This window comes from Lacihabitans sp. LS3-19, assembly GCF_024343575.1.
Lineage (GTDB): Bacteria > Bacteroidota > Bacteroidia > Cytophagales > Spirosomataceae > Leadbetterella.
Genome location: NZ_RJUA01000006.1, coordinates 13,758 through 34,095 on the forward strand (window position 1 = coordinate 13,758; position 20,338 = coordinate 34,095).

Annotated in this window: 22 protein-coding genes; 13 read left to right on the forward strand and 9 right to left on the reverse strand. The window is 34.2% G+C overall.

Features of this window, described 5'->3' with window-relative positions:
* Positions 1 to 3: 3 nt before the first annotated feature.
* Positions 4 to 375, forward strand: a complete 372-nt coding sequence (locus EGI22_RS07465; RefSeq protein WP_255067497.1) for a hypothetical protein — start codon at positions 4 to 6, stop codon at positions 373 to 375.
* On the opposite strand, the gene EGI22_RS07470 is transcribed toward EGI22_RS07465, so the two are convergent.
* The gene (locus EGI22_RS07470; RefSeq protein WP_255067498.1) at positions 362 to 3,514 is read right to left on the reverse strand and encodes a VCBS repeat-containing protein; all 3,153 of its coding nucleotides are present in this window, start codon (positions 3,512 to 3,514) and stop codon (positions 362 to 364) included. The genes EGI22_RS07465 and EGI22_RS07470 overlap by 14 nt on opposite strands.
* Before the next feature lie 264 nt (positions 3,515 to 3,778).
* On the opposite strand from EGI22_RS07470, the gene EGI22_RS07475 reads away from it, so the two are divergent.
* Complete coding sequence (locus EGI22_RS07475) at positions 3,779 to 4,804, forward strand: glycosyltransferase (protein WP_255067499.1); 1,026 nt, start codon at positions 3,779 to 3,781, stop codon at positions 4,802 to 4,804.
* A 22-nt stretch (positions 4,805 to 4,826) separates the two neighbouring features.
* Here EGI22_RS07475 and EGI22_RS07480 read toward each other — a convergent pair whose 3' ends face one another.
* Complete coding sequence (locus tag EGI22_RS07480) at positions 4,827 to 6,305, reverse strand: zinc-binding dehydrogenase (RefSeq protein ID WP_255067500.1); 1,479 nt, start codon at positions 6,303 to 6,305, stop codon at positions 4,827 to 4,829.
* Between the two features lie 131 nt (positions 6,306 to 6,436).
* On the opposite strand from EGI22_RS07480, the gene EGI22_RS07485 reads away from it, so the two are divergent.
* Together EGI22_RS07485 and mazG are read left to right on the forward strand one after the other, a co-directional pair.
* The gene (locus tag EGI22_RS07485) at positions 6,437 to 7,081 is read left to right on the forward strand and encodes a thioredoxin family protein (protein WP_255067501.1); all 645 of its coding nucleotides are present in this window, start codon (positions 6,437 to 6,439) and stop codon (positions 7,079 to 7,081) included.
* A 3-nt stretch (positions 7,082 to 7,084) separates the two neighbouring features.
* Entirely contained in the window at positions 7,085 to 7,900 is an 816-nt protein-coding gene (gene mazG, locus EGI22_RS07490) for a nucleoside triphosphate pyrophosphohydrolase (RefSeq protein ID WP_255067502.1), read from the forward strand.
* Positions 7,901 to 7,968: 68 nt separating this feature from the next.
* Here the strand turns inward: mazG and EGI22_RS07495 are convergent, their stop codons facing one another.
* From EGI22_RS07495 to EGI22_RS07510, 4 genes are all read right to left on the reverse strand, one after another.
* Positions 7,969 to 8,334, reverse strand: a complete 366-nt coding sequence (locus EGI22_RS07495) for a DoxX family protein (protein ID WP_255067503.1) — start codon at positions 8,332 to 8,334, stop codon at positions 7,969 to 7,971.
* A 30-nt stretch (positions 8,335 to 8,364) separates the two neighbouring features.
* On the reverse strand, positions 8,365 to 8,733 hold the full coding sequence (locus tag EGI22_RS07500) for a DoxX family protein (RefSeq protein ID WP_255067504.1): 369 nt from the start codon (positions 8,731 to 8,733) through the stop codon (positions 8,365 to 8,367).
* A gap of 64 nt (positions 8,734 to 8,797) precedes the next feature.
* Positions 8,798 to 9,202 (reverse strand): transcriptional regulator, encoded by a 405-nt coding sequence (locus EGI22_RS07505; RefSeq protein WP_255067505.1) that lies wholly within the window; start codon positions 9,200 to 9,202, stop codon positions 8,798 to 8,800.
* An 89-nt stretch (positions 9,203 to 9,291) separates the two neighbouring features.
* Positions 9,292 to 10,224: a carbohydrate kinase family protein gene (locus tag EGI22_RS07510; RefSeq protein WP_255067506.1), complete on the reverse strand. Its 933-nt coding sequence runs from the start codon at positions 10,222 to 10,224 to the stop codon at positions 9,292 to 9,294.
* Between the two features lie 95 nt (positions 10,225 to 10,319).
* Between EGI22_RS07510 and EGI22_RS07515 the strand changes: the two genes are divergently transcribed.
* Complete coding sequence (locus EGI22_RS07515; RefSeq protein WP_255067507.1) at positions 10,320 to 10,808, forward strand: GAF domain-containing protein; 489 nt, start codon at positions 10,320 to 10,322, stop codon at positions 10,806 to 10,808.
* Between the two features lie 189 nt (positions 10,809 to 10,997).
* Positions 10,998 to 11,498, forward strand: a complete 501-nt coding sequence (locus EGI22_RS07520) for a hypothetical protein (RefSeq protein WP_255067508.1) — start codon at positions 10,998 to 11,000, stop codon at positions 11,496 to 11,498.
* 72 nt (positions 11,499 to 11,570) lie between these two features.
* On the opposite strand, the gene EGI22_RS07525 is transcribed toward EGI22_RS07520, so the two are convergent.
* On the reverse strand, positions 11,571 to 13,292 hold the full coding sequence (locus EGI22_RS07525; protein WP_255067509.1) for a M3 family oligoendopeptidase: 1,722 nt from the start codon (positions 13,290 to 13,292) through the stop codon (positions 11,571 to 11,573).
* 135 nt (positions 13,293 to 13,427) lie between these two features.
* Here EGI22_RS07525 and EGI22_RS07530 point away from each other — a divergent pair, with 135 nt between their 5' ends.
* From EGI22_RS07530 to EGI22_RS07540, 3 genes are all read left to right on the forward strand, one after another.
* A complete protein-coding gene (locus EGI22_RS07530) occupies positions 13,428 to 13,943 on the forward strand; it encodes a YceI family protein (protein ID WP_255067510.1) in 516 nt (171 codons plus the stop codon).
* A 214-nt stretch (positions 13,944 to 14,157) separates the two neighbouring features.
* Positions 14,158 to 14,373 (forward strand): DUF2683 family protein, encoded by a 216-nt coding sequence (locus EGI22_RS07535; RefSeq protein ID WP_255067511.1) that lies wholly within the window; start codon positions 14,158 to 14,160, stop codon positions 14,371 to 14,373.
* A complete protein-coding gene (locus EGI22_RS07540; protein ID WP_255067512.1) occupies positions 14,361 to 14,672 on the forward strand; it encodes a hypothetical protein in 312 nt (103 codons plus the stop codon). The genes EGI22_RS07535 and EGI22_RS07540 overlap by 13 nt, the downstream gene beginning before the upstream one ends.
* An 82-nt stretch (positions 14,673 to 14,754) precedes the next feature.
* Here EGI22_RS07540 and prfB read toward each other — a convergent pair.
* A protein-coding gene (gene prfB, locus EGI22_RS07545) for a peptide chain release factor 2 (RefSeq protein ID WP_255067513.1) occupies positions 14,755 to 15,832 on the reverse strand; the annotation gives its coding sequence in 2 pieces (ribosomal slippage) (positions 14,755 to 15,780 and positions 15,782 to 15,832; 1,077 coding nt in all).
* A gap of 133 nt (positions 15,833 to 15,965) precedes the next feature.
* On the opposite strand from prfB, the gene EGI22_RS07550 reads away from it, so the two are divergent.
* The 4 genes from EGI22_RS07550 (at position 15,966) to EGI22_RS07565 (ending at position 17,978) form a co-directional block, all read left to right on the forward strand.
* A complete protein-coding gene (locus tag EGI22_RS07550; RefSeq protein WP_255067514.1) occupies positions 15,966 to 16,106 on the forward strand; it encodes a hypothetical protein in 141 nt (46 codons plus the stop codon).
* Positions 16,107 to 16,497: 391 nt separating this feature from the next.
* Entirely contained in the window at positions 16,498 to 16,782 is a 285-nt protein-coding gene (locus EGI22_RS07555) for a DUF2442 domain-containing protein (protein ID WP_255067515.1), read from the forward strand.
* Positions 16,783 to 16,958: 176 nt separating this feature from the next.
* A complete protein-coding gene (locus EGI22_RS07560; protein ID WP_255067516.1) occupies positions 16,959 to 17,666 on the forward strand; it encodes a 2-phosphosulfolactate phosphatase in 708 nt (235 codons plus the stop codon).
* A 42-nt stretch (positions 17,667 to 17,708) separates the two neighbouring features.
* Positions 17,709 to 17,978 carry a hypothetical protein gene (locus tag EGI22_RS07565; protein WP_255067517.1) on the forward strand — a complete coding sequence of 90 codons (270 nt, stop codon included), beginning with the start codon at positions 17,709 to 17,711 and terminating at the stop codon, positions 17,976 to 17,978.
* Here the strand turns inward: EGI22_RS07565 and EGI22_RS07570 are convergent.
* Positions 17,975 to 20,338, reverse strand: coding sequence for a PA14 domain-containing protein (locus tag EGI22_RS07570; RefSeq protein WP_255067518.1), 2,364 nt, complete (start codon positions 20,336 to 20,338; stop codon positions 17,975 to 17,977). The genes EGI22_RS07565 and EGI22_RS07570 overlap by 4 nt on opposite strands.

The window sequence follows — 20,338 nt, forward strand, 5'->3', positions numbered from 1 at the left end:
ATCATGAAAATATTAATATTCTCTATTTTCCTGTTTGCCAGTTTTTCGACGTTCGCCCAAGACACAGACGAAAACGGCAGAATAAAAGGTACCAAAGCTAGTACATCTTTTATAAAATCTGAAGTCAACTTTTTAAGCTTAAGTACACTCAGCACACAATCAAATGCCAAACTTATTTATAATTTACCTGATGGTATTTCTAGTGGGAAAATAATATTATTCCATCCTAAGAAAGACATAGAATTAAAATCATATAATCTTACTTCAAGTTCAGGCACGATTGATGTTGATTTAACTTCCCTTAATCAGAAGTCGTTTACTGCAGCATTATATACACCTAGCGGAAAGTTAATTAAAAGCCTTAATTTGAATTGAGTTTAAATACTTTAAATTCAGAATTGTTGAAAGCAGCCAAAACCAAAGGGCTGCTTTTTTCATTTATCATCTTAAAATGCCGAAACGCCCCATTTATCCAAAAGCCTGATTTTTGATTTTCCAAAACTTGAAATTTGCCTTTTGAAGTACCCTCTAAAAGCAAACCTTTATTTCCTTCCATAAAACCAGAATTGGTAGGTTCTAAATCGTAATCATTACCTCCTATCAATATATCTTTAAACCCATCTTTGTTAAAATCAAAAATCAAAAAGTCTTTCACACTGTTCATTTGGACCTCATTAGGAAGCTTTTCAACCTCAAAAATTTTCCCATCTATGTTTTTAAGAATTATGCTCTCCATTAATTCAGCTCTAAATACCTCGCTTTGAGGACTTATCCAATCTGTTTTAGATTGGGCATAAGAGATATAATTTGGAAAAATGCCTCTTAGTGTGGGTATTTGTCGAATCAAATCGTCTCGGGTTGGAATAAGACATTTTACATTATTTAAATAGTAGGTTGGAATTGACTGTTTAATCCCTGAATACTCTCCTAAATGGATTTCTAATGGATGATCTTTGTCGAATTTATATCTATAATTCTTTCCAATATTTCCTAACACAAAATCTATATCTCCATCGTTGTCTAAATCTGCTGATTCTATACAACTCCAAAGTCCTTTTATTTTATTTATAGCAGGCAATCTATTTAAGGTCCCCTTTCTGTTTTCGTAAAAAATGGGCTCTAAAAATTCTCCAACAATTACCAAATCCTCCCATCCATCTTTGTTAAAATCCACCGCAACAGCGTCTTTTATGATACCTATTGACCCTAAACCAATTTTCTCAAAGCCATGCTTTGTATTTATAAGCATAAAACTCTCTGATGATTCTGGAAACTTGCCAGGTTTTACATATCCTCCCCTAAACAAGTCCAAATCACCGTCATGATCGATATCAAATTTTACAATGACAGAACCCGGAGAAATCATTTCTGGCAATAAGTCCAAGGTTTTATTTATAAAATGGCCTTTTTTGTCATTAATCCATAATTGATCTTGATAAAATTTTGTATTTTCGGGAAACTCATTCGACCCTGCAACAACGTAAAGGTCTTCAAAATCATCATTGTTGGCATCAAAAAATAAACAATCACTATCTTCACCAGATTGGTTTGGCAATAAAAACCCTTCTTTAAATCCAGCAGATTGGCTTTGAATACGAAATGAAGCAGGCTGTATACTTGAACCACCAATAAAAACATCCTCTAGCCCATCATTATTTACATCTGCCACTCCTATTGTTGGACCCTGCTGAGAGTATTTTCGTAAAAGTAAATTTTCCCGGTAATAGTCTATAAATCTGCTCTCTTTATGGGAATATGTAAAGGCAACAGAGCTAAAAAGAGGCCTGTACTTAATTTTTTCAATTTCCTTTTCAAAAACAGCATCTTTTTCAAAAACTTCTAGAACTTGGTTTGCTTTTATATTTTCAAAGATTTGTTTTTTTCCCCCTGACCAGGTAACTATCAGCTTTTCGATATTTAATTCTTTCTCTAATCCAAAAATAATGCTTGGATCTACCGAAGATAAATATCCCCGCGAAAGCGTTTGAAAATGTGTTTGCACTATGCCTTTATTATAAACTTCCACTTTTGCCCCTTGTCCAAATCTGTTGTTTAACGAACCATTTAATACTATTTTTAAATAATTACTTTTACAGTTATTTCTAAAAATGCTTGCTGATTCATTAATATTATTCACAACATAATCCATATCGCCATCATTATCGAGATCTACAAATGCAGCTCCATTTGAGAAACTGGTTTTTTGTACCAACCAACTTTCACTCATATTTTCAAAACTCCAATTGCCTACGTTTTTAAAAAATTGATTTTTTTTATCAAGATGAGGTAAGTTTTTCGAATTGTAGTTCATGTATTTTTTCATGTCCGATTCAGATGAGACTTTACCCGCAAAACTCATATTATAAGACACATAGTCAGCATCAGTAACATCCCTTAAGTACCCATTGGTAATTACAATGTCTTTTTTTCCATCATTATCAAAGTCAACCATTAACGGAGACCAAGACCAATCAGTAGCATTAATCCCGGCAAACTGGCCTACTTCACCCATTTGAATCTGACCATAATTATCTGTACCAAAGTTTTTAAAAAGCATATTCCTCGTGAATTCACTATCATAACCAAGTGTTTTTTCAGTTTCAAAAACATGATAAGAAGTCATCAACATCTTTTTTTGCTGTTCATTATTCGATGGCAGCATGTCAGTTGTTATTATTTCCGAAAGTCCATCGTTGTTAAGGTCTGCTATATCATTTCCCATAGAAAACCTGCTTTGAAACGGCAAAACACTTGAGGATTTTTCAATAAAAGCTTTGTTTTTATTATTAATGTATAGTGCATCATTTGGCAAAAAATCACTTGAAGCCAAAATGTCTTCCCAACCGTCATTGTTTAAATCTCCTACAGCCAGTCCTAATCCATGTGTGTTTTTCAATTTCCCTTTTTCTCTACCTACTTCCTTAAAGTACCCATTTCCATTGTTTTCAAATAACTTATCATATGCATAATCTTCATATAAATCTATTTTGTGCAAGAGATTGGGATTTCTGATTAGATTTGAAGTTGTCAAAAGATACATGTCAAGGTCACCATCATGGTCAAAATCAAAAAATGCAGCTTGATTTGAATAACTTGTATCAGCTAAACCTCTTTCCAGAGCTTCATCATGAAATTTAAGATTTCCTTCATTAATATAAAAATGATTGGCTCGCTTGTCTGCCGACTCATTTCCAGACTTACAGACATAGATATCAACCAATCCGTCGGAATTGATGTCAACAATTGAAACCCCTGTGGACCAATCTATACTTTCCACACCAGAACTTTCAGTAATATCTTCAAAAACAAAATTTCCTTTATTTAGATATAATTTATCGCTAACTTGATTTCCTGTAAAATACAAATCCATTAACCCATCGTTATTAATATCCAATACACCAACACCTCCGCCGTTATATAAATTATGATAATCGAAAACGTTGTATTTTTCGTTTTCTGAAATCATATTATTAAAATAAACATTAGATAAGTTATCTGGAATTTGATCAAACAAAAAAGACTGTTTTTCGGTGCAAGAAATTAATATTGTATATAATATTATAATATATGAAACTTTCAATGGCATTAATATTTTAAGAAAATTTAGCCCTATTTTTAAAATTTGAGCTTACCCAAATATAAAGATTAATATTCCATTTTGGAACAAATTAGAAATGTTAACCTAATATTTAGTAGTAATTACAAAATTTGAGCTCATTTATTAAAATTATTAAATGGCATACTATTTGTAAAAATCTAAAAAACAAATAGCTACAAAGTGAAAAATCAACCTTATAAAGTTAGCTTACTTATTCCTGCTAGAAATGAAGAAAAAGTACTTGGAAGACTTCTAGACTCGATCGAAAGATTAAAATACCCAAAAGATGATTTAGAAGTATTACTAGCTAGTGATGGCTCCTCTGATGACACATTAGCAATAATGCAAGATTTTGCTAAAAACAAACCTTGGGTGAAAGTTTATGATATTCCTGACAAAAAACAAGACGAAACGCTTAATGGTAAAGCTCGAGTCTTGGCCATACTAGCCAAAGAAGCTAAAGGCGATTGGTTGTTTTTAACCGATGCTGATATTGAACTTCCTAACACTTGGATTAGTGGGATGTTGACTGAATTAGAGAACACAATTGAGAATAGGAAAAGCATAGCAACAAAAGAAATAGGCGTATTAGTTGGGGTATCTGGCATCAGAACAACCTCTGTAATGGCGGCAATGCAAGCTTTGGAAATGTTTTTGATGATTACACTTAATAAAGAAATGTCTGACCAAGGAAAACCAACTACTGGCATGGGACACAACATGGCAATATTGAAAAAAGCTTATTTAGAATGCGGTGGCCATGAAAAAATGGGCTTTAGTATTGTAGAAGACTACACCCTTTATAAAATGATAATTGGAGCTGGATATGATTTCCGACAAGTATTCATGCCAGAAGTATTAGCTTATACATTACCGGCCGACAAATTTTTCGAACAAAGGAAACGTTTTATTATGGGTGCATTTGAGGGAAGGTCTGGCCCGATGGTGATGGGTCTGATTCAAGGGCTTTCATTACCTGCATACATCGCCATTGCTTTCTACAATTGGATGATTGCCTTAGGAATATTCCTAAGTGTTTTCGGCTTATACGTAATAAAAACATTAAAGTTTGAGAAAACTTTGAAAATAAATGGGTATCTAAAATATTTGCCAATATTTGCTTTTTATATGCCCATTGGTTGGTTTTTTCAATTCATACATTACTTTTTGCCTGGAAAAGTAGTTTGGAAAGGAAGAAAATATTAAACTGTTTTTAAAAATTTCTCAATTAATAAATCACGCTAAGCAGTTCAGCTACACAAACGGGATTGGGATTGTTTTCCACAAAATAAGTGGCTTCAACTTTCATTTTTAATCCATTATTTGCAGATTCTATTACTTCTAAAATCTTAGCTACCATTTTCAGTTTGGAATTTACCTTCACAGGTTTCAAAAACCTAACCTTGTCTGAGCCGTAATTGATACCCATTTTAGAGTTTTTTACTTCATAAATTTCATTCAAAAACCTTGGACTTAAAGACAATGTCAATAAACCATGGGCAATTGTACTACCGAATGGCGTTTGAGCCGCCATTGAAGGATTTACGTGAATCCATTGTTGGTCAAAAGTAGATTTTGCAAAGTCATTAATTATATTTTGTGTAATTTTTAACCAATTGCTTTCGCCAATTACCTCTCCTACTGCCGCCTTAATTTCCTCAAAATCTCTGAAAATCCTTTTAGATTTTTCTTCCTTTTTTTCAAAAACTAATGATTCTTTTACCAATTCTGCATTACAAACAACCACTGCTTTTCCAATTACCTTCCTTTCCCTTAAATCTACAAGTGCTTCGGCTGAGTTTTCTAATGTATATGTTTTAAAAACATGAGGTTTTATTTTGCCTTCTTTGTACCAATTTGCAAGTTCCATAATATTCTCTTGACTCTCCTTCGGTTCAAGATTAGAAAACTGTCCCCAGAATACGCCTACCACAGAGCAGCCTTTTAAAAGTGCCAAATTGAAAGGGAGCTTAGGTATTTCTCCGGCAGCAAAACCGACAACTAGATATCTACCATTCCAAGCCATACTTCTAAGTGCAGGTTCAGCATATTTATCGCCAACAGGATCGTAAACCACATCAATTCCTTTGTTTTGGGTATATTCTTTTATTTTTTCTCTTATATCCTCCTTGTCATAATTAATAGTAAAATCCGCTCCTTTTTCCTTACAAATTTCTAGTTTTTCATCAGTAGATGCCGCAGCTATTACCACAGCACCCATAAGTTTTGCTAATTCTACAGCGGCCAAACCTACACCTCCAGATGCTCCTAAAATTAAAACTCGTTCTCCTGCCTGTAATTTAGCCCTGTTTTTTAAGGCGTGATAAGAAGTTCCAAAATTATACATGAGTGAAGCACCATCCACATAATTCATATAGTCTGGCAATGGAAATACTCTATCTGAACCCACACAAACTTCCTCTGCAAATCCACCCCAACCGCAGAGTGCAAAAACTCTCTGACCTATTTGGAAATTGCTAACATTTTCGCCCAATTTTACAATTTTACCCGCGACTTCTCCTCCAGGCGAAAAAGGCAAATTTGGCTTAAATTGGTATTTGTTTTCGATTATAAGTGTATCTGGGAAATTTGCACTGCATGCTGCTATTTGAATTACTATCTCGTTCTCTTTAGGTTCAGGGCTAACTATTTCGCTATATTTCAGGTTTTCAGCAGGGCCAAATTCTGTGCATAAAAGTGCTTTCATTTTTTCAAAAGGTTGATATTTCAAATATTCGTTTGCCAAATCTAAGAAATCGTCGGAATAATATTAAATTTACCGAATGTTTTAGTCCAATATACTTTTGGCAATTTCGTTTTATCGAAAAATCAAATTCTATGTTTCATTCTTTCGTATTAATGTTAAGTCTATTATTTTTTGGAGATTATTTCCATGAAATAACTTTTCAAACCAAAATTGAACTTAATACAACTTTAGCCGTAAATGCTTATAAAATTGGTGATGAAATTAAGGATTTCTCTCTCAGAAATATAAATGGCAAGCTTTATAGTTTAAAATCTTTCCCTTCCGCAAAGGGTTTTATTATTGTTTTCACGAGCAATTATTGTCCATTTTCAAAAAGCTACGAGGACAGATTAATAGCTTTAGACAAAAAATACACTTTGCAGTCTTACCCTGTGATCGCAATAAATCCAAATGACCCAGAGGCTTTTGAAGAGGACAATTTAGAAAATATTCAGTCAAGAGCGAAAGAAAAAGGCTTTGTTTTTCCGATTTTAAGAGATGAAAAACAGGAGACTGCCAAAGCTTTTGGTGCCCAGCGTACACCCCACGTATTTGTAATAAAAAAAGAGGGTCAAAAATATATTTTAAAATATTCGGGAGCAATAGACGATAATCCGCAAGATGCAAGCGGCATCACAAAAAACTATTTGGAAGACGCTGTGCAGAGTCTTTTAGATAACAAACCAGTAATAATAGAACAAACCAAACCCATAGGATGTGCTATCCGTTGGAAATAATATATGTCTGTAAAACTACCTTTGCCTTTTTCAAAAAATAGAAGCAACGAACTTTTGGCTTTCAATAGGCTGCTTGATATCATGGACGATTTAAGAGCCAAATGTCCGTGGGATATGAAACAGACTTTTGAATCTCTTAGGCATTTGACCATAGAAGAAACTTATGAACTTTCGGATGCTATACTAGAAAATGACCTTCAAGAAATTAAAAAAGAACTTGGAGATATAATGCTTCACTTGGTTTTCTATGCAAAAATTGGCTCTGAAACTGAAGATTTCGATATAACAGAAGTACTGAACGGAATCTGCGAAAAACTCATAAATAGACATCCGCATATTTATGGCGATGTAAAAGTAGAAAACGAAGAAGATGTAAAAAGAAACTGGGAGCAGCTAAAGCTAAAAGAAGGCAATAAGTCGGTTCTGGGTGGTGTTCCTAAATCTTTACCTGCACTTGTAAAAGCTATGCGAATACAAGAAAAAGCTCGTGGGGTTGGCTTTGATTGGGAAGAAAAAGCTCAAGTTTGGGCTAAAGTGGAGGAAGAAATGCAGGAATTTAAAGAGCATTTTAACGCCGAAACGCAAGAAACCATTGATAAAGAAAAAGCCGAAGGAGAATTTGGCGACGTTTTGTTTTCGCTAGTAAACTATGCAAGATTTATAGATATTAATCCAGAAACGGCATTGGAGCGTACCAATAAAAAATTCATTCATCGATTCCAATATCTAGAAAATAAAGCCGCAGAAATGGGAAAGAAACTTTCAGAGATGACACTTGCTGAAATGGATATTTTTTGGGAAGAAGCGAAAAGGTTATAAAACAAAATAGCTGATTTTGTAATAAATCAACCATCTTTTACTTTCCTAAAAATCTCAAAGTTTTACGATTACGCGTTTGACAGTTTTCCTCTATAAATATACGATACAGCTAAAATCACCAAAAATACCAATGGAATAAAAGACTGACCAATAGGCCCATCAATCACCACCAAACTAACAGTAGCTGCTATAAAATCAAAGGCAAATCCTGCGTAAGCCCATTCTTTTATTTTACCTGGAATTTGCGGTACCAAAAGTGCAATTGCACCTAGGATTTTGAAAATATTTAACATTGGTGCAAAATAATCGGGATAACCTAAGTGTTCCATCATGACTTTCCCATCTGGAGAATTCCAAGTAAGTATAGGTGTCAAACCTACTAAAACAGCAACGATTACTGTTGTGGCCCAAAAAATAATTTTGTTTTTGTTCATAATACAATAGGATTAAATTTTAAATTAAATTCAAATTTGTCTCTTCAGTTTGTGGAAATACAAATAAGAGACTATCATGATTCCGAAAACTATAAGTGGAAAAAATGCCATGAAATTCAGACCATCAACATTGGCATGACCTACAAAAGCTGCAATAAATACGAATCCAAATCCAGCATATGCCCACTCTTTTATTTTAGCAGGAACTTGTGGTAAAATCAAAGCAAGTGCCCCAAATACTTTAAAAACAGTAAGCATAACACCAAAATAAGGTTGATATCCTAAATGTGCAATACCTTCTTTGGCGAGTTCGGTTTGAGAAGTGAGAGCAGGCATAAGCCCTTCAAACAAAAAAATAAATCCTGTGGAAATCCAATAAATGATTTTGTCTTTTTTCATATTTTTATAGGGTTAATTTTTTTTGTAAACTTATAATATGGAAATTGAGTTCCAGTGTTGTGATTCAGTCCTTTAATTTCACAAAACACTTTACATCTTTTTCATTAAAATACCATTCTACGCAATAGCCTGCGGGGTCGAGGTCTGGATCTTTGCATAATTCTTGGAAAAGAAGGCCCATTTGAGGAATATCCTGAATAAAATTTTCTATGATTGTGCCGCGATATTTTCCTTTTTTTAAAATAAATGTTTCCAATTCAGGAAAACTTTCTCCCTCTAGTATTTCAGCACCAGCAAGATAAATGATTTCATTGGAGGCATTCATCCACGAAAAACTCATGAACTTCCTAGTCATTGAAAAAGGAATAGCGGCATGTAATGTTTCGAAAGCTTCTTGTACACCTTCTGGAAATGACTCAGCTCTTTTGCATGCTATAACAATGTCTTTCTCAAATATATATTCTTCCATTTCTTAAGATTTTTCTTCAAAATTAAGCATGATTCTATTATAATTTGATGACGCATTGCGACTTTTAAAAGGCATTTTACGACATTCCCTTAGCTAAATAATCTATCTATATCAACGTCTTGTTTGATTGGCCCAACTGTTGTTAATTTTATTTTGGCCATGTTGGCTCCTGCTTTTGCACAAACTTCTATTGGTTGTTTTTCAAGATAGGCCGCTAAAAATCCCGCCCAAAAAGAATCACCCGCTCCAGTTGCATCTATCACATTAACTGCCTGAGGTTTATCATATATCTGTTTTGTGCCATTTTCATAAGATACAATACTACCTTTTTCCCCCATGGTATAGCATATCAGCTCAGCTCCCCATTCATGAAAATTGGCAAAAATTCTCTCTCTTTCTATCTCCTCACCATAAAACCTTTTGGCGTCATCTTCACTAAGTTTTATCAAGGCCCCGAAAGACAGATATTCTTTTATTATAGCATGAGCCACATGTCTTTCTGGCCAAACTTTCTCGGCGTAGTTTAAGTCCGCACTCAATATGCATCCCAAAGCTTTGGCCCTTTTGGCGGCATCTAAAACTGCAGATTGGGCCGGCTGCTTGCTCAATGGCCAACATGTTGTGTGAAAAATTGAGGCTTTCTGTAAAAGCTGATCTGTAATATTAAACTTTTCTATCATTTTGTCAGCCGTACGATAGGGTATAAAATCTGGCGTTCCTGTCGTTCTAGAAACCAAAACTATACTTGTTGGCTCTGTAGGATGAACAATTACGTTGGTAGTATCTACCCCAGCTTCATTTACCTTTTGAATCAAATACTTACCTAAGCCGTCATTGCCAACTGCACTTACAATGGCGGTATTATACCCAAGTCTTGCCATATTTGAAGCTAAATTGGCAGGGCTTCCACCTTGAAATCTTTCGAATTTTGAAGTGTTAAAAATATTCTCGGTTACTTCTGAGCCGATAAAATCACCCAGCAGTTCTCCAACGGCTAGCAGTGCGAATTCTTTTTTATCCATAGGTTTTGTATTTAAAAGCAAAAATTGAAATTTTTTCGACGAAATCAAATATTAATGAAAAATATTATTTGCACTTTTGCCGAAATTAAAATTATATGGCAGAAAGTCTTTTTATTCCAGAAACAAATGTCCGAGAGGAAATCTATAAATATATTTTGCCGCAAATTGAGGTTTTGTTTTCATCTGAAACTGACTTAATAGCTAACTTGGCAAATATATCTGCAGCCTTAAAACAAGCTTTCGGTTTTTATTGGGTTGGTTTTTACTTGGATAACAATGCGGGAGAATTGGTTCTAGGGCCATTCCAAGGGCCAATCGCCTGTACACGTATACGGTATGATAGAGGGGTGTGTGGCCATTGTTTTTCGACAAAAGCAACTGTCTTGGTTCCAGATGTTGATCAATTCCCTGGTCATATCGCTTGTAGTTCTGCCTCAAAATCAGAAATTGTCTTACCCGTTTTTAATGCTAAAAAAGAAATCATAGGTGTTTTGGATATTGATTCGGATGTTTTAGACGACTTTTCAGAAGTAGACAAAGTTTGGTTGGAGAAACTTTTGGAAAGTTTTGCCAATAGGTATTGATATATTAATGATTGATTTTCAAAAATTTTATTTGGCCTAAAGAAGCATTAACAATTTCCTTAACATTGATTATTAGCATGTTATAAAAAAGTCTTAGTTCTTTAGTTTTTTCATGCAAACCCGCCTATTGGTATTTGCATCTAAGTGATAAATCTCAGTAAAAAAGAATTTCACTTAAATATTACGATCATGAAAAAGCTATTTGCATTCTTCGCTCTAAGTTCCACTGTACTTTTTAACTCATGTACTTTTTATGATAACCCAGCACCAATTACTAACGAAATATTGGCGGAAGTTTTCGAGGTAAAGGCAGACTTTACCAAAGGCAATGAATTTCGAAATTTTTATAATCTCGACCCAATTATTTATAATTCTGACGTGTTGTTAGTGTATGAATTAAGTGGTGTGGACAAGAAAGGAGCTGATATTTGGAAACCCTTACCTCAAATTTATACTTTCAATGAAGGCATTCTGCAATACAATTTTGACTTTACTAAAGCGGACTTTAGTATTTTCTTAGACGCAAATTTTGACCCTTTAGTTTTGAACAATTCTTGGAGATTAAATAAGACTTTTAGAGTGGTTATAGTACCAGGGAAATTTGCAAATATTATTGATAAAAACAACTTGCAGAATGTTATGAATACTTTAAAATTGTCAGAAGAATCTGTGATCGATTTAAGTATATAAACTTCCGAATTACGAAAAAAGGTATCTCCAAATATTTAGAGATACCTTTTTTATGAATCAACTTTTAAACGCCTACGCTTTCAATTCGGCCAATTCTGCTTTTACAAAATCCATCAATTCAGCAATGTAGGCTTTCGAAAAATCGAACTTAATACCAGCCGCTTCATATATCTCTTTTATTGTTAGGGTATAACCTAATTTTAATGCAGCTAAATATCCTTCAAGACCTTTTTTAGGGTCTTTTTTATAATTTCGCCATACACTTATAGCTCCTAACTGAGCCATACCATATTCTATGTAATAAAATGGCACCTCGAAAATGTGTAATTGACGCTGCCAAGAATACGCTCTGAAATGCTCAAAACCTGTCCAATCAGTTACATTATCCGAAAATTCTTCATTAATTCTATTCCAAGCAGACTTTCTTTCCTCGACAGAATGTGTAGGATTTTCGTAAATCCAATGTTGGAATTTATCAACTGTTGCTATCCAAGGCAAAACTGTCAAAATATCCTCTAGGTGTTCTATTTTAGCTCTTTTCAGTTCTTTTTCATCCGTGAAAAAAGTATCCCAATGTTCCATCGAAATCAGTTCCATACTCATTGAGGCCAATTCTGCTACCTCCATTGTCGGATTTCTGAAAGCATTGATAGGGTAATTTCTTACTTCAAATGAGTGAATAGCATGACCACCTTCATGGACCATAGTTACCAAATCTCTTAAGCTATCTGTGGCATTCATAAATATAAATGGCACTCCGATCTCTTCCAAAGGATAATTATAGCCCCCTGGAGCTTTTCCTTTGCGAGATTCCACGTCAAAATGGCCCATTGCTCGCATGATTTTCACATATTCTGAAAGTTTAGGGTCAATCTTTTCAAAACATACTTCTGTTTTATTTAACAAATCTGCACCATCTTTGAATGGTTTCAGAGGTGTTCTTCCTTCCGCATCTACTTTTAAATCCCATGGTCTTAAATCACCAAGGTTCATTTTGGTTTTCCTGTCAAACACCATTTCGTTAACGATTGGTAAAACAGTCTCCGCTACTGCTTCATGAAAATCGAAACAATCTGCAGGCGTATAATCAAACCTTCCCATTGCTGCAAACATGTAATCGCGGAAATTCTGAAAGTCAGCATTCAATGCTTCCTGATGACGAAGATCTCTCAACTCATTAAAAATCACATCCAATTTGTCTCTTTCAGCATATCTTCTTTCTGATATTTTTAGCCATGCATTTTCACGGGTTTCTCTTTTTACGGCTTGCAATAATGTCGCTGCCTTAGGCATTGTCATTTCTTCACCGTTTATTTCTACAGTCATACCACCCGTAATTCCCTGATATTCTGTTTGTTTAAGCGAAATTTTAGTGTCTAATTCAATATTGGCTTCACGGAAAATCTCAACAGATTTACGCAAACCTCTTAGCATTATGTCATAACCTTCGCCAGATAAACCAAACTTTTCAGCTAATTCCAAAGATTTTTTGTTCAACTCGTCAGAGTAGATGGCCGTTTTAGGTGAAATTTCTTCCACGAAAAATTGGTAAGCTTTCTGATTTTCTTGGTCGGACGTATCGCAAGTCATTTTTATATAACGCCAAGCCATATTTTCCGACAAATACGATTCCAATTCACTGCGGTCTTTCAGCCATTTTTCTAATTCTTCCTTCGAATTTATCTCTCGGTTTTTAAGATTTTCGTAAAATGGTTGCACCAAATCCCAAGATTTCAATTTAAAATCTTCTCCTAAAAACCCTCTCTTTCTACGTTCTAATATTCTGTTGCTCATAATTTAAATTTTGAATTGCAATTTAATCATAAGTCCCCATTTTATGGTTTAGAAAAAATATTTTAAAATAAAATGAACTAAGTTTATTTAATAGATGTATATACATTAATTGTAAAAACATAAAATAAAAATAAAATGGCAATCTGGAAAATAGACCCAATGCACTCAGAAGTGCAATTCAAGGTAAAACACTTAATGATCAGTACAGTAACTGGCGACTTCAAAGCTTATGACGCAACTGCAGAAACTGCAAATGAAGATTCATTTGAAAATGCTCAAATCAGTTTTTCGGCACAAATTGACTCTATCTCAACTGGAAATGAGCAACGTGACGGACACCTGAAATCAGGTGAATTTTTTGATGCTGAAGCATTCCCAACCTTGAATTTTGTTTCAACAGCTTACGCCAATAACGTTTTGAAAGGTAATTTGACCATCAAAGACGTAACAAAAGAAATAGCATTAGATGCTGAATTCGGCGGATTAATGACGGATTTTTACGGACAAACAAAAGCAGGATTTGAGATTTCCGGCAAAATCAACCGTAAAGATTTTGGTTTGACTTGGTCAGGTATTACAGAAGCTGGCGGAGTTGTGGTTAGCGACGATGTGAAATTGATTTTGAACGTTCAGTTCACGAAGCAAGCTTGATTTGATTTTAGATTTATGATTTTAGATTTTAGATTTTAGATTTTAGATTTTAGGTTTTGGTGAAAAATTTAAAGACACTTTCTGAGTTCAGAGGGTGTCTTTTATTTTAGTTTCTGATATTATGGGATTTTTTTAATCAATTTGAATAAGCCACTTCATTTTCAACTCAAATTAAATATATTTGTTATTCATTCTCTAAAAATAGATATTCTAGATGGAAAGCATAATAATTCATCCAAATAATAAAAAACAAATAAGAGCATTTGCAAATATGGCAAAAGCCTTGAATATTGATTTTCAAATAAAAAATGAAAATTCTGAAAATGAAATAACAGAAGAAGAGTTTTTGAAAAAATTTAATGATGGGATAACTATTGAGGAATCTAGAGAAAATACTTTAAGGTATGTCAGAAGTTTATGGTCGAAATAAGCTTATCTCCTGCTCTAGATAATAAATTACAAGAATTAGTGCATATTCTTTGGGAAAATGATTATTTCGGTTTTGTAGAATCTGCCGAAAACTATGTAAATCGAATTTATGACTTTATTTCTAAAATCAATAAAAAACCTAAATATAAATGTAAAAATCAAAAATACGGCAGGTATTATGCTATGTTCAAGATGAATTCGAATACTACTTTCTACATAGTTTTCGAAAATTTTGGAGATAAATATTTAGTAAATACTATTTTTAATAACCACGAAATCGGATATAAACTTTACATTTAGAATAGGGAACCTTTGGGGGAAAAAATCAAAAAAGGCCATTTCAGGAATTGAAAGGGCCTTTTTTGATACTAAATCCCAATTATTAATCCATCATCAAATAAGCCTTTATAAAATCGTCTAAGCCGCCGTCCATAACAGATTGTATATCCGAGGTTTCGTGGCCTGACCGTGCATCTTTTACGAGCTTGTATGGGTGAAATACATAGTTGCGAATTTGCGAACCCCATTCGATATTTTTCTTTGAAGCTTCTATGTCACTCCTCGCTGCATTTCGCTTTTCTACTTCTATCTGGTACAAACGCGACTTTAGCATATTCATCGCGTGTTCTTTGTTGGCCAACTGGCTACGCTCTATTTGGCAAACAATTACAATTCCCGAAGGTTTGTGCGTCAGCTGTACCTTGGTTTCTACCTTGTTTACATTCTGTCCACCTGCACCACCAGAGCGAGAAGTATGAAACTCAATATCGCCAGGGTTTATATCAATTTCAATGGTATCATCCACCAATGGATAGGCGTACACAGAAGCAAAAGAAGTATGTCGACGTGCATTAGAGTCAAATGGCGAAATACGCACCAATCGGTGAACACCATTTTCGGACTTCAAAAACCCATAGGCCATTGGGCCGTCAATCTGCATTGAAGCCGACTTGATACCAGCTCCATCACCGTCTTGCCAGTCAATTTGCGTTACTTTATAATTGTGCTTTTGAGCCCACATGAGGTACATACGGTACAGTATACTCGCCCAGTCTTGGCTTTCTGTACCACCCGCACCTGAGTTGATTTCTATTACCGCCGAAAACTGATCTTCCTCGTTAGAAAGCATTTTCTTAAGTTCGAGTTCCTCAATGATTGCTTCTGTTTTTTTGCCTTCAGCTTTAATTTCTTCCTCACTTACTTCGTTCATTTGATAGAACTCATGAAGCGTTTCTAAATCGCTGATCGAAGTTTCAGCTTCTTCGTAGTATTCTGTCCAGTTTTTTAGGGTCTGGATTTCCTTTACAATTTTTTGTGCATGATCGGAGTCGTTCCAGAACTCCGGTTGGGCCTGTTGATTTTCTAAATCCCCGAGCTTCTCTTTCCGGTTATCGTAGTCAAAGATACCTCCTCAAAGCCGACACTCTGGCTCTCAAATCTTTCAACGCGTCTGTTGTCATGATTTCCTTAAATGGTTAAAAATTAATTAAAAAGTCTGCAAAGGTAGGTAGAAATGAGGGAAAATGGAAGTTTGGAATTGAGGAAATGTAGAATTTGATGTTTTATTATTAAATTTAGTTTTTAAAAACAAATATGGAAAACAAGAATAGAAAGAAAACGAAAAAAGAGCGTAAAGAGCATGAAGAAAGATTGAAGCTCATCGAATACAGAGGCAAAGTTAATTTAGATATTGATTTGGATGTTTTGAGGGATAGGAAGGGTGTACTTAATTAAAATTTTCAAGAAAGTAAATTCAACTTTATTGGACAAAAAAAGCAAAGTAATTTTCAATTATTTCGGCAATAATATTTTAATTCTTTACTTTGGATATAAACAATGTAAAGAGGAAAGTTGTAATGCAGAAATAATAGGAAAATGGGAAAAGAAAGAATCTAAAAGAGAAAATTTTATTTTTACTTTCTTCAAAAATGACTCAATTATAATGGAAAAAGCAAATTCCGTTATTAGAATGAAATATTTGGTTTCAAATGACAAATTGGAATTTATTGATAAAGAGACAAAAGTAAATGACTTCAAGTTTTAAATTAAGGATAGCAAATTATCATTAATACAAAAAGGAGATTTTCTTAATTTCTTTAAAAAATACTTTTGAATTAACTATAATATGCTAAAAATAAACAAAATAATCAACATCGAGCCATTTCAAATTACTGGCATATTCAATGACGGACAAATCAAAAAATTAGATATTTTTCCGATAATTCAAAATCATATTCATCATAAGGGAGTTAAAAATTTATTAAATGAATCTGTTTTTAATAATGCTCAATTAGGTGTTTTTGGTGAAATTTTTTGGTCAAAAATCGTTGAATCAAATGATAATCATTTGATGGATTATGATATTTCTCCTGAGTATTTTTATAATAATGGAGAAAATGTTGATTCATAAACCACTTATTTTTAGCAATTACTTTAAATTTGTCAAAGTACTGATATCTTAATTCTTCAATTATTATTCTTTATTTTTTACCATACTTGTATTGTTTAAGCTTTAGTAGACTTTATTTATTTTACCTAAAATCCTACCATTTTTATTTTTATTTTTGCCCAAATTTTAATTTTTAAATGAAAAACATTGACGTTTGTCTTAGCCCTGATTTATTGCATTTACACAAAATCAACAATTCTATAGTAGTGGTTACAGACATTTTTAGAGCTACTTCGTGTGTGGTTACGGGCTTTGCCTATGGCGTGAAAAGTATAATTCCTGTAGCAAGTGTTGAGGAATGCAAACAACTTCAAAACATGGGGTACATAGCCGCCGCCGAAAGAAATGCAGAGAAAGTAGAGGGATTTGACCTTGACAATTCCCCTTTTAGCTATATGGACGAACGACTGATTGGTGGAAAAATAGCCATGACAACAACCAATGGCACACTTTCTATAGCCAAAGCAAAAAATGATGCAGTAAAGGTTATTGTTGGAGCTTTTCTAAATCTTGAGGCTGTGGTAAATCATCTAAAAAATCAACCTTATGATGTTTTGGTGCTGTGTGCTGGATGGAAAGGCAGACCAAACTTAGAAGACACGCTTTTTGCTGGTGCTGTAGTTGATGCATTAAAAGATGAATACTTTGTTGGTGAGGATTCGGCAATTCTGGCTATGAGGACCTATCAACAAGCTAAAGACAACATGGCAGGATATTTAGCAAATGCTTCGCATATTCGCAGATTGCAAGGTTTAGGAATACACAAAGACATTAATTACTGTTTACAAAAAAATCTGTACGACGTATTGCCTGTTTTAAGGGGAAATGAGTTAGTTGTACATTAATCAATTTTTAAGTAATTTTAGAAAAACATAAAAAATACCACAATGGCATCATCTTTTAATATCAAGTTTCCAGGTTCACCGGCAGATTTTGTAGTAAATGCTCATAAGGCAATACAAACCCAAGGAGGAATATTCCAAGGAGATCAAAAAACTGGGACATTTAGCCTTAAAACTATGATAGGAGCCGTAAAAGGCAATTATCAAGTACTGCCAGAAGCAGGTGCCGAAACCAAAGTAGCTATAACCATTACGCAGAAACCAATGTTAGTTCCTGTTTCTAAAATCCAACAAGTAATAGAAGGTTATTTTTAATTTACCTCAAAGTATTCTGAAATAATATTCTTATTGATTTTTAACATTATTTCATACTTACCTTTCTTGAGTTTTTGGGTTGGTATATACTTAGTTTGAGTTCCCAGGTTTTCTTGAAATCCTTCAGAAAGCGTAACAATTACATTTCCTTTGGCATTTTTTAACTGCAAAAGCACTTCTCCAGGTTCATTTAGTCTATAAATTATAGTTTTGGTTGTTCCGTTTTCTTCTGCAACCGATAAATTCTTAGACGCATTCTTTTCTTGAATTTGCTGCTGACCCAAAGCTTGGTTTGCCATAAATTGTTGTTGTATACAATCAGCAATTTCCGCCGAAAAAACCGCCGAATTTCTAACTTCAAAACCAGGCAACAAAACGATACTATTACCAGCTGTAAAATGGATATTTTGAGAATTAGGCACTTTACTGATTGATTCTATTTGTTTTTTTGCGGCAAAAGTTGGATCTACTAAGTCCATTTTACCTAAAACCAAAGTATCTGAACCACAATTTATATCTACACCTCTGCAATTACAATTTGCATCAAATTTATCATAAGATGTTAAAGGGTCTCCGTCGTCACAAGGAGTATTTATTGGGTTACATAGGTCTGCTTCGAAAGTAATTTTACTGAAACCACTACAAGTAGCATTGCCATGGTTATTTAAAGCTGTTATCAAAATATGCTTAGCTTTAATATTATTAAAATTAGGGCCAACAAATCCAGAATAATCAACCAAGCCTGGAGCTTGTGACCAAGTGTAAGTCCCACCAAGTGGCAACCATGTGGTACCATCTACAGAATAATCAATTACGACTTGTCTAAAACCTTTGTTTGTTTGGCCTGTAACATTATAATTCCAAACTCGAGATTCCTTAAAACTATAAATATCATCAAAATCGTATTTTATCCAGTGCTGGTTTCCGATTCTAGCAGAATTTGGATTTGCCGCAGTAAGGCATGAAGTCCAAGAGGCTTCTTCGATTGGATTGAGATTATCTGTAGGCGAACAGTCGGCATACAATTGGTATTTAGCCCCTAAATCATTACAATCTGGGCCAGAGCAAGGGGTGCCAACACAGTTACAATTTGCATCAATTTTGTCATTATTGGTAAAAGCATTACCATCGTCGCAAGGGGTGTTTTGAGCGATACATGAAATCTCACAATTATAATCGAATATATAAAAATCAGGGATTTTTTTCCAAGTCTTTTGTGGATGAAAAGGTGTTTTCCAAAACAAATGGAAATGGTCTCGCCAAGAATTTTCCTTGTGTCTGAATTCGAAATAATAATATTTCCCTTTTTCTAGAAAAATCGGCCCAGAATTTTGCATCGTAGAGTTGTTGTGTTCGTATTCTCCAACTCCATAAAAAGCAAACATTTGGTGATTTTGTTTGTATTGTATAGAGTCATTTTTACTTAAGAAAAAGAATGTTTGATTGTCTCCTGTTAGATTAAACTCATAATTTCCAGAAACTGGAACTGTTAAGAATCCTTGTACCAAAGTGCCGTAATTGTCTCTTGTGGATTGTTCTAGTGGACCAAAAACCCCTTTTAGTTTTTCCATCCTATCAGGTATTAGCGGAAAATTCGGGGAATTTAATAAATCGTTTTCTACATAAGAGCCTGTTATGTTATCGTAATAATAAGCTTGTAAAACTCCCTTTTCACCTACACAAGCGTTAGCTGTCGGGGCAGTTCCAACACAATTACAAAATCCGTCTTGTTGGTCGTTACTTGTTAAACTGTTTCCGTCATTGCAAAGCGTTCCTCTAGCAGGGCAACTACCTTCGCATGCATATTCATAAATGTTGTTGAAGTCTACAATAAGCCAGTTCGCATCTCCATTCTTTTTCCAAAACAAATTCACAAAATCTCCACCTCCGCCTTCGAAATTCAGGATTTCAAAATAATAATATTGCCCTCCTGTTAAAGTTATGGAAGAAGAAGTTTGAACCGGATATTTGTCATATTCTAGAGTACCCGTATAAGCAGGAACCTCTGCCCTTTTGACTTTATGAGCAGGACTAGAATCTGTACTTAAATAGAATAGAACTTTATCATCTCCCGTAACATTAAAAGTATAGGTAGCGGTAGTAGGTACTTTTATGAATCCCCTAACCAAACCCGCATAATAATCCGTGAAATTTAATGGTGTACTTACCGTGGGAATCATTTGAAAACCATCAGGAGTCTCTGGAAAAAACTCTAAAGCATACAATGCACTTGTATCTGGCGTGCTTTTAAATCCTGTCCAATAGCTCCATTTAACTTGACCTGCAGGTCCAACGCAACTTTGGCTCTTCGCTAAAAAATTTAATCCAAAAAGAAAAAATATTAGTATTCGTAATTTCAT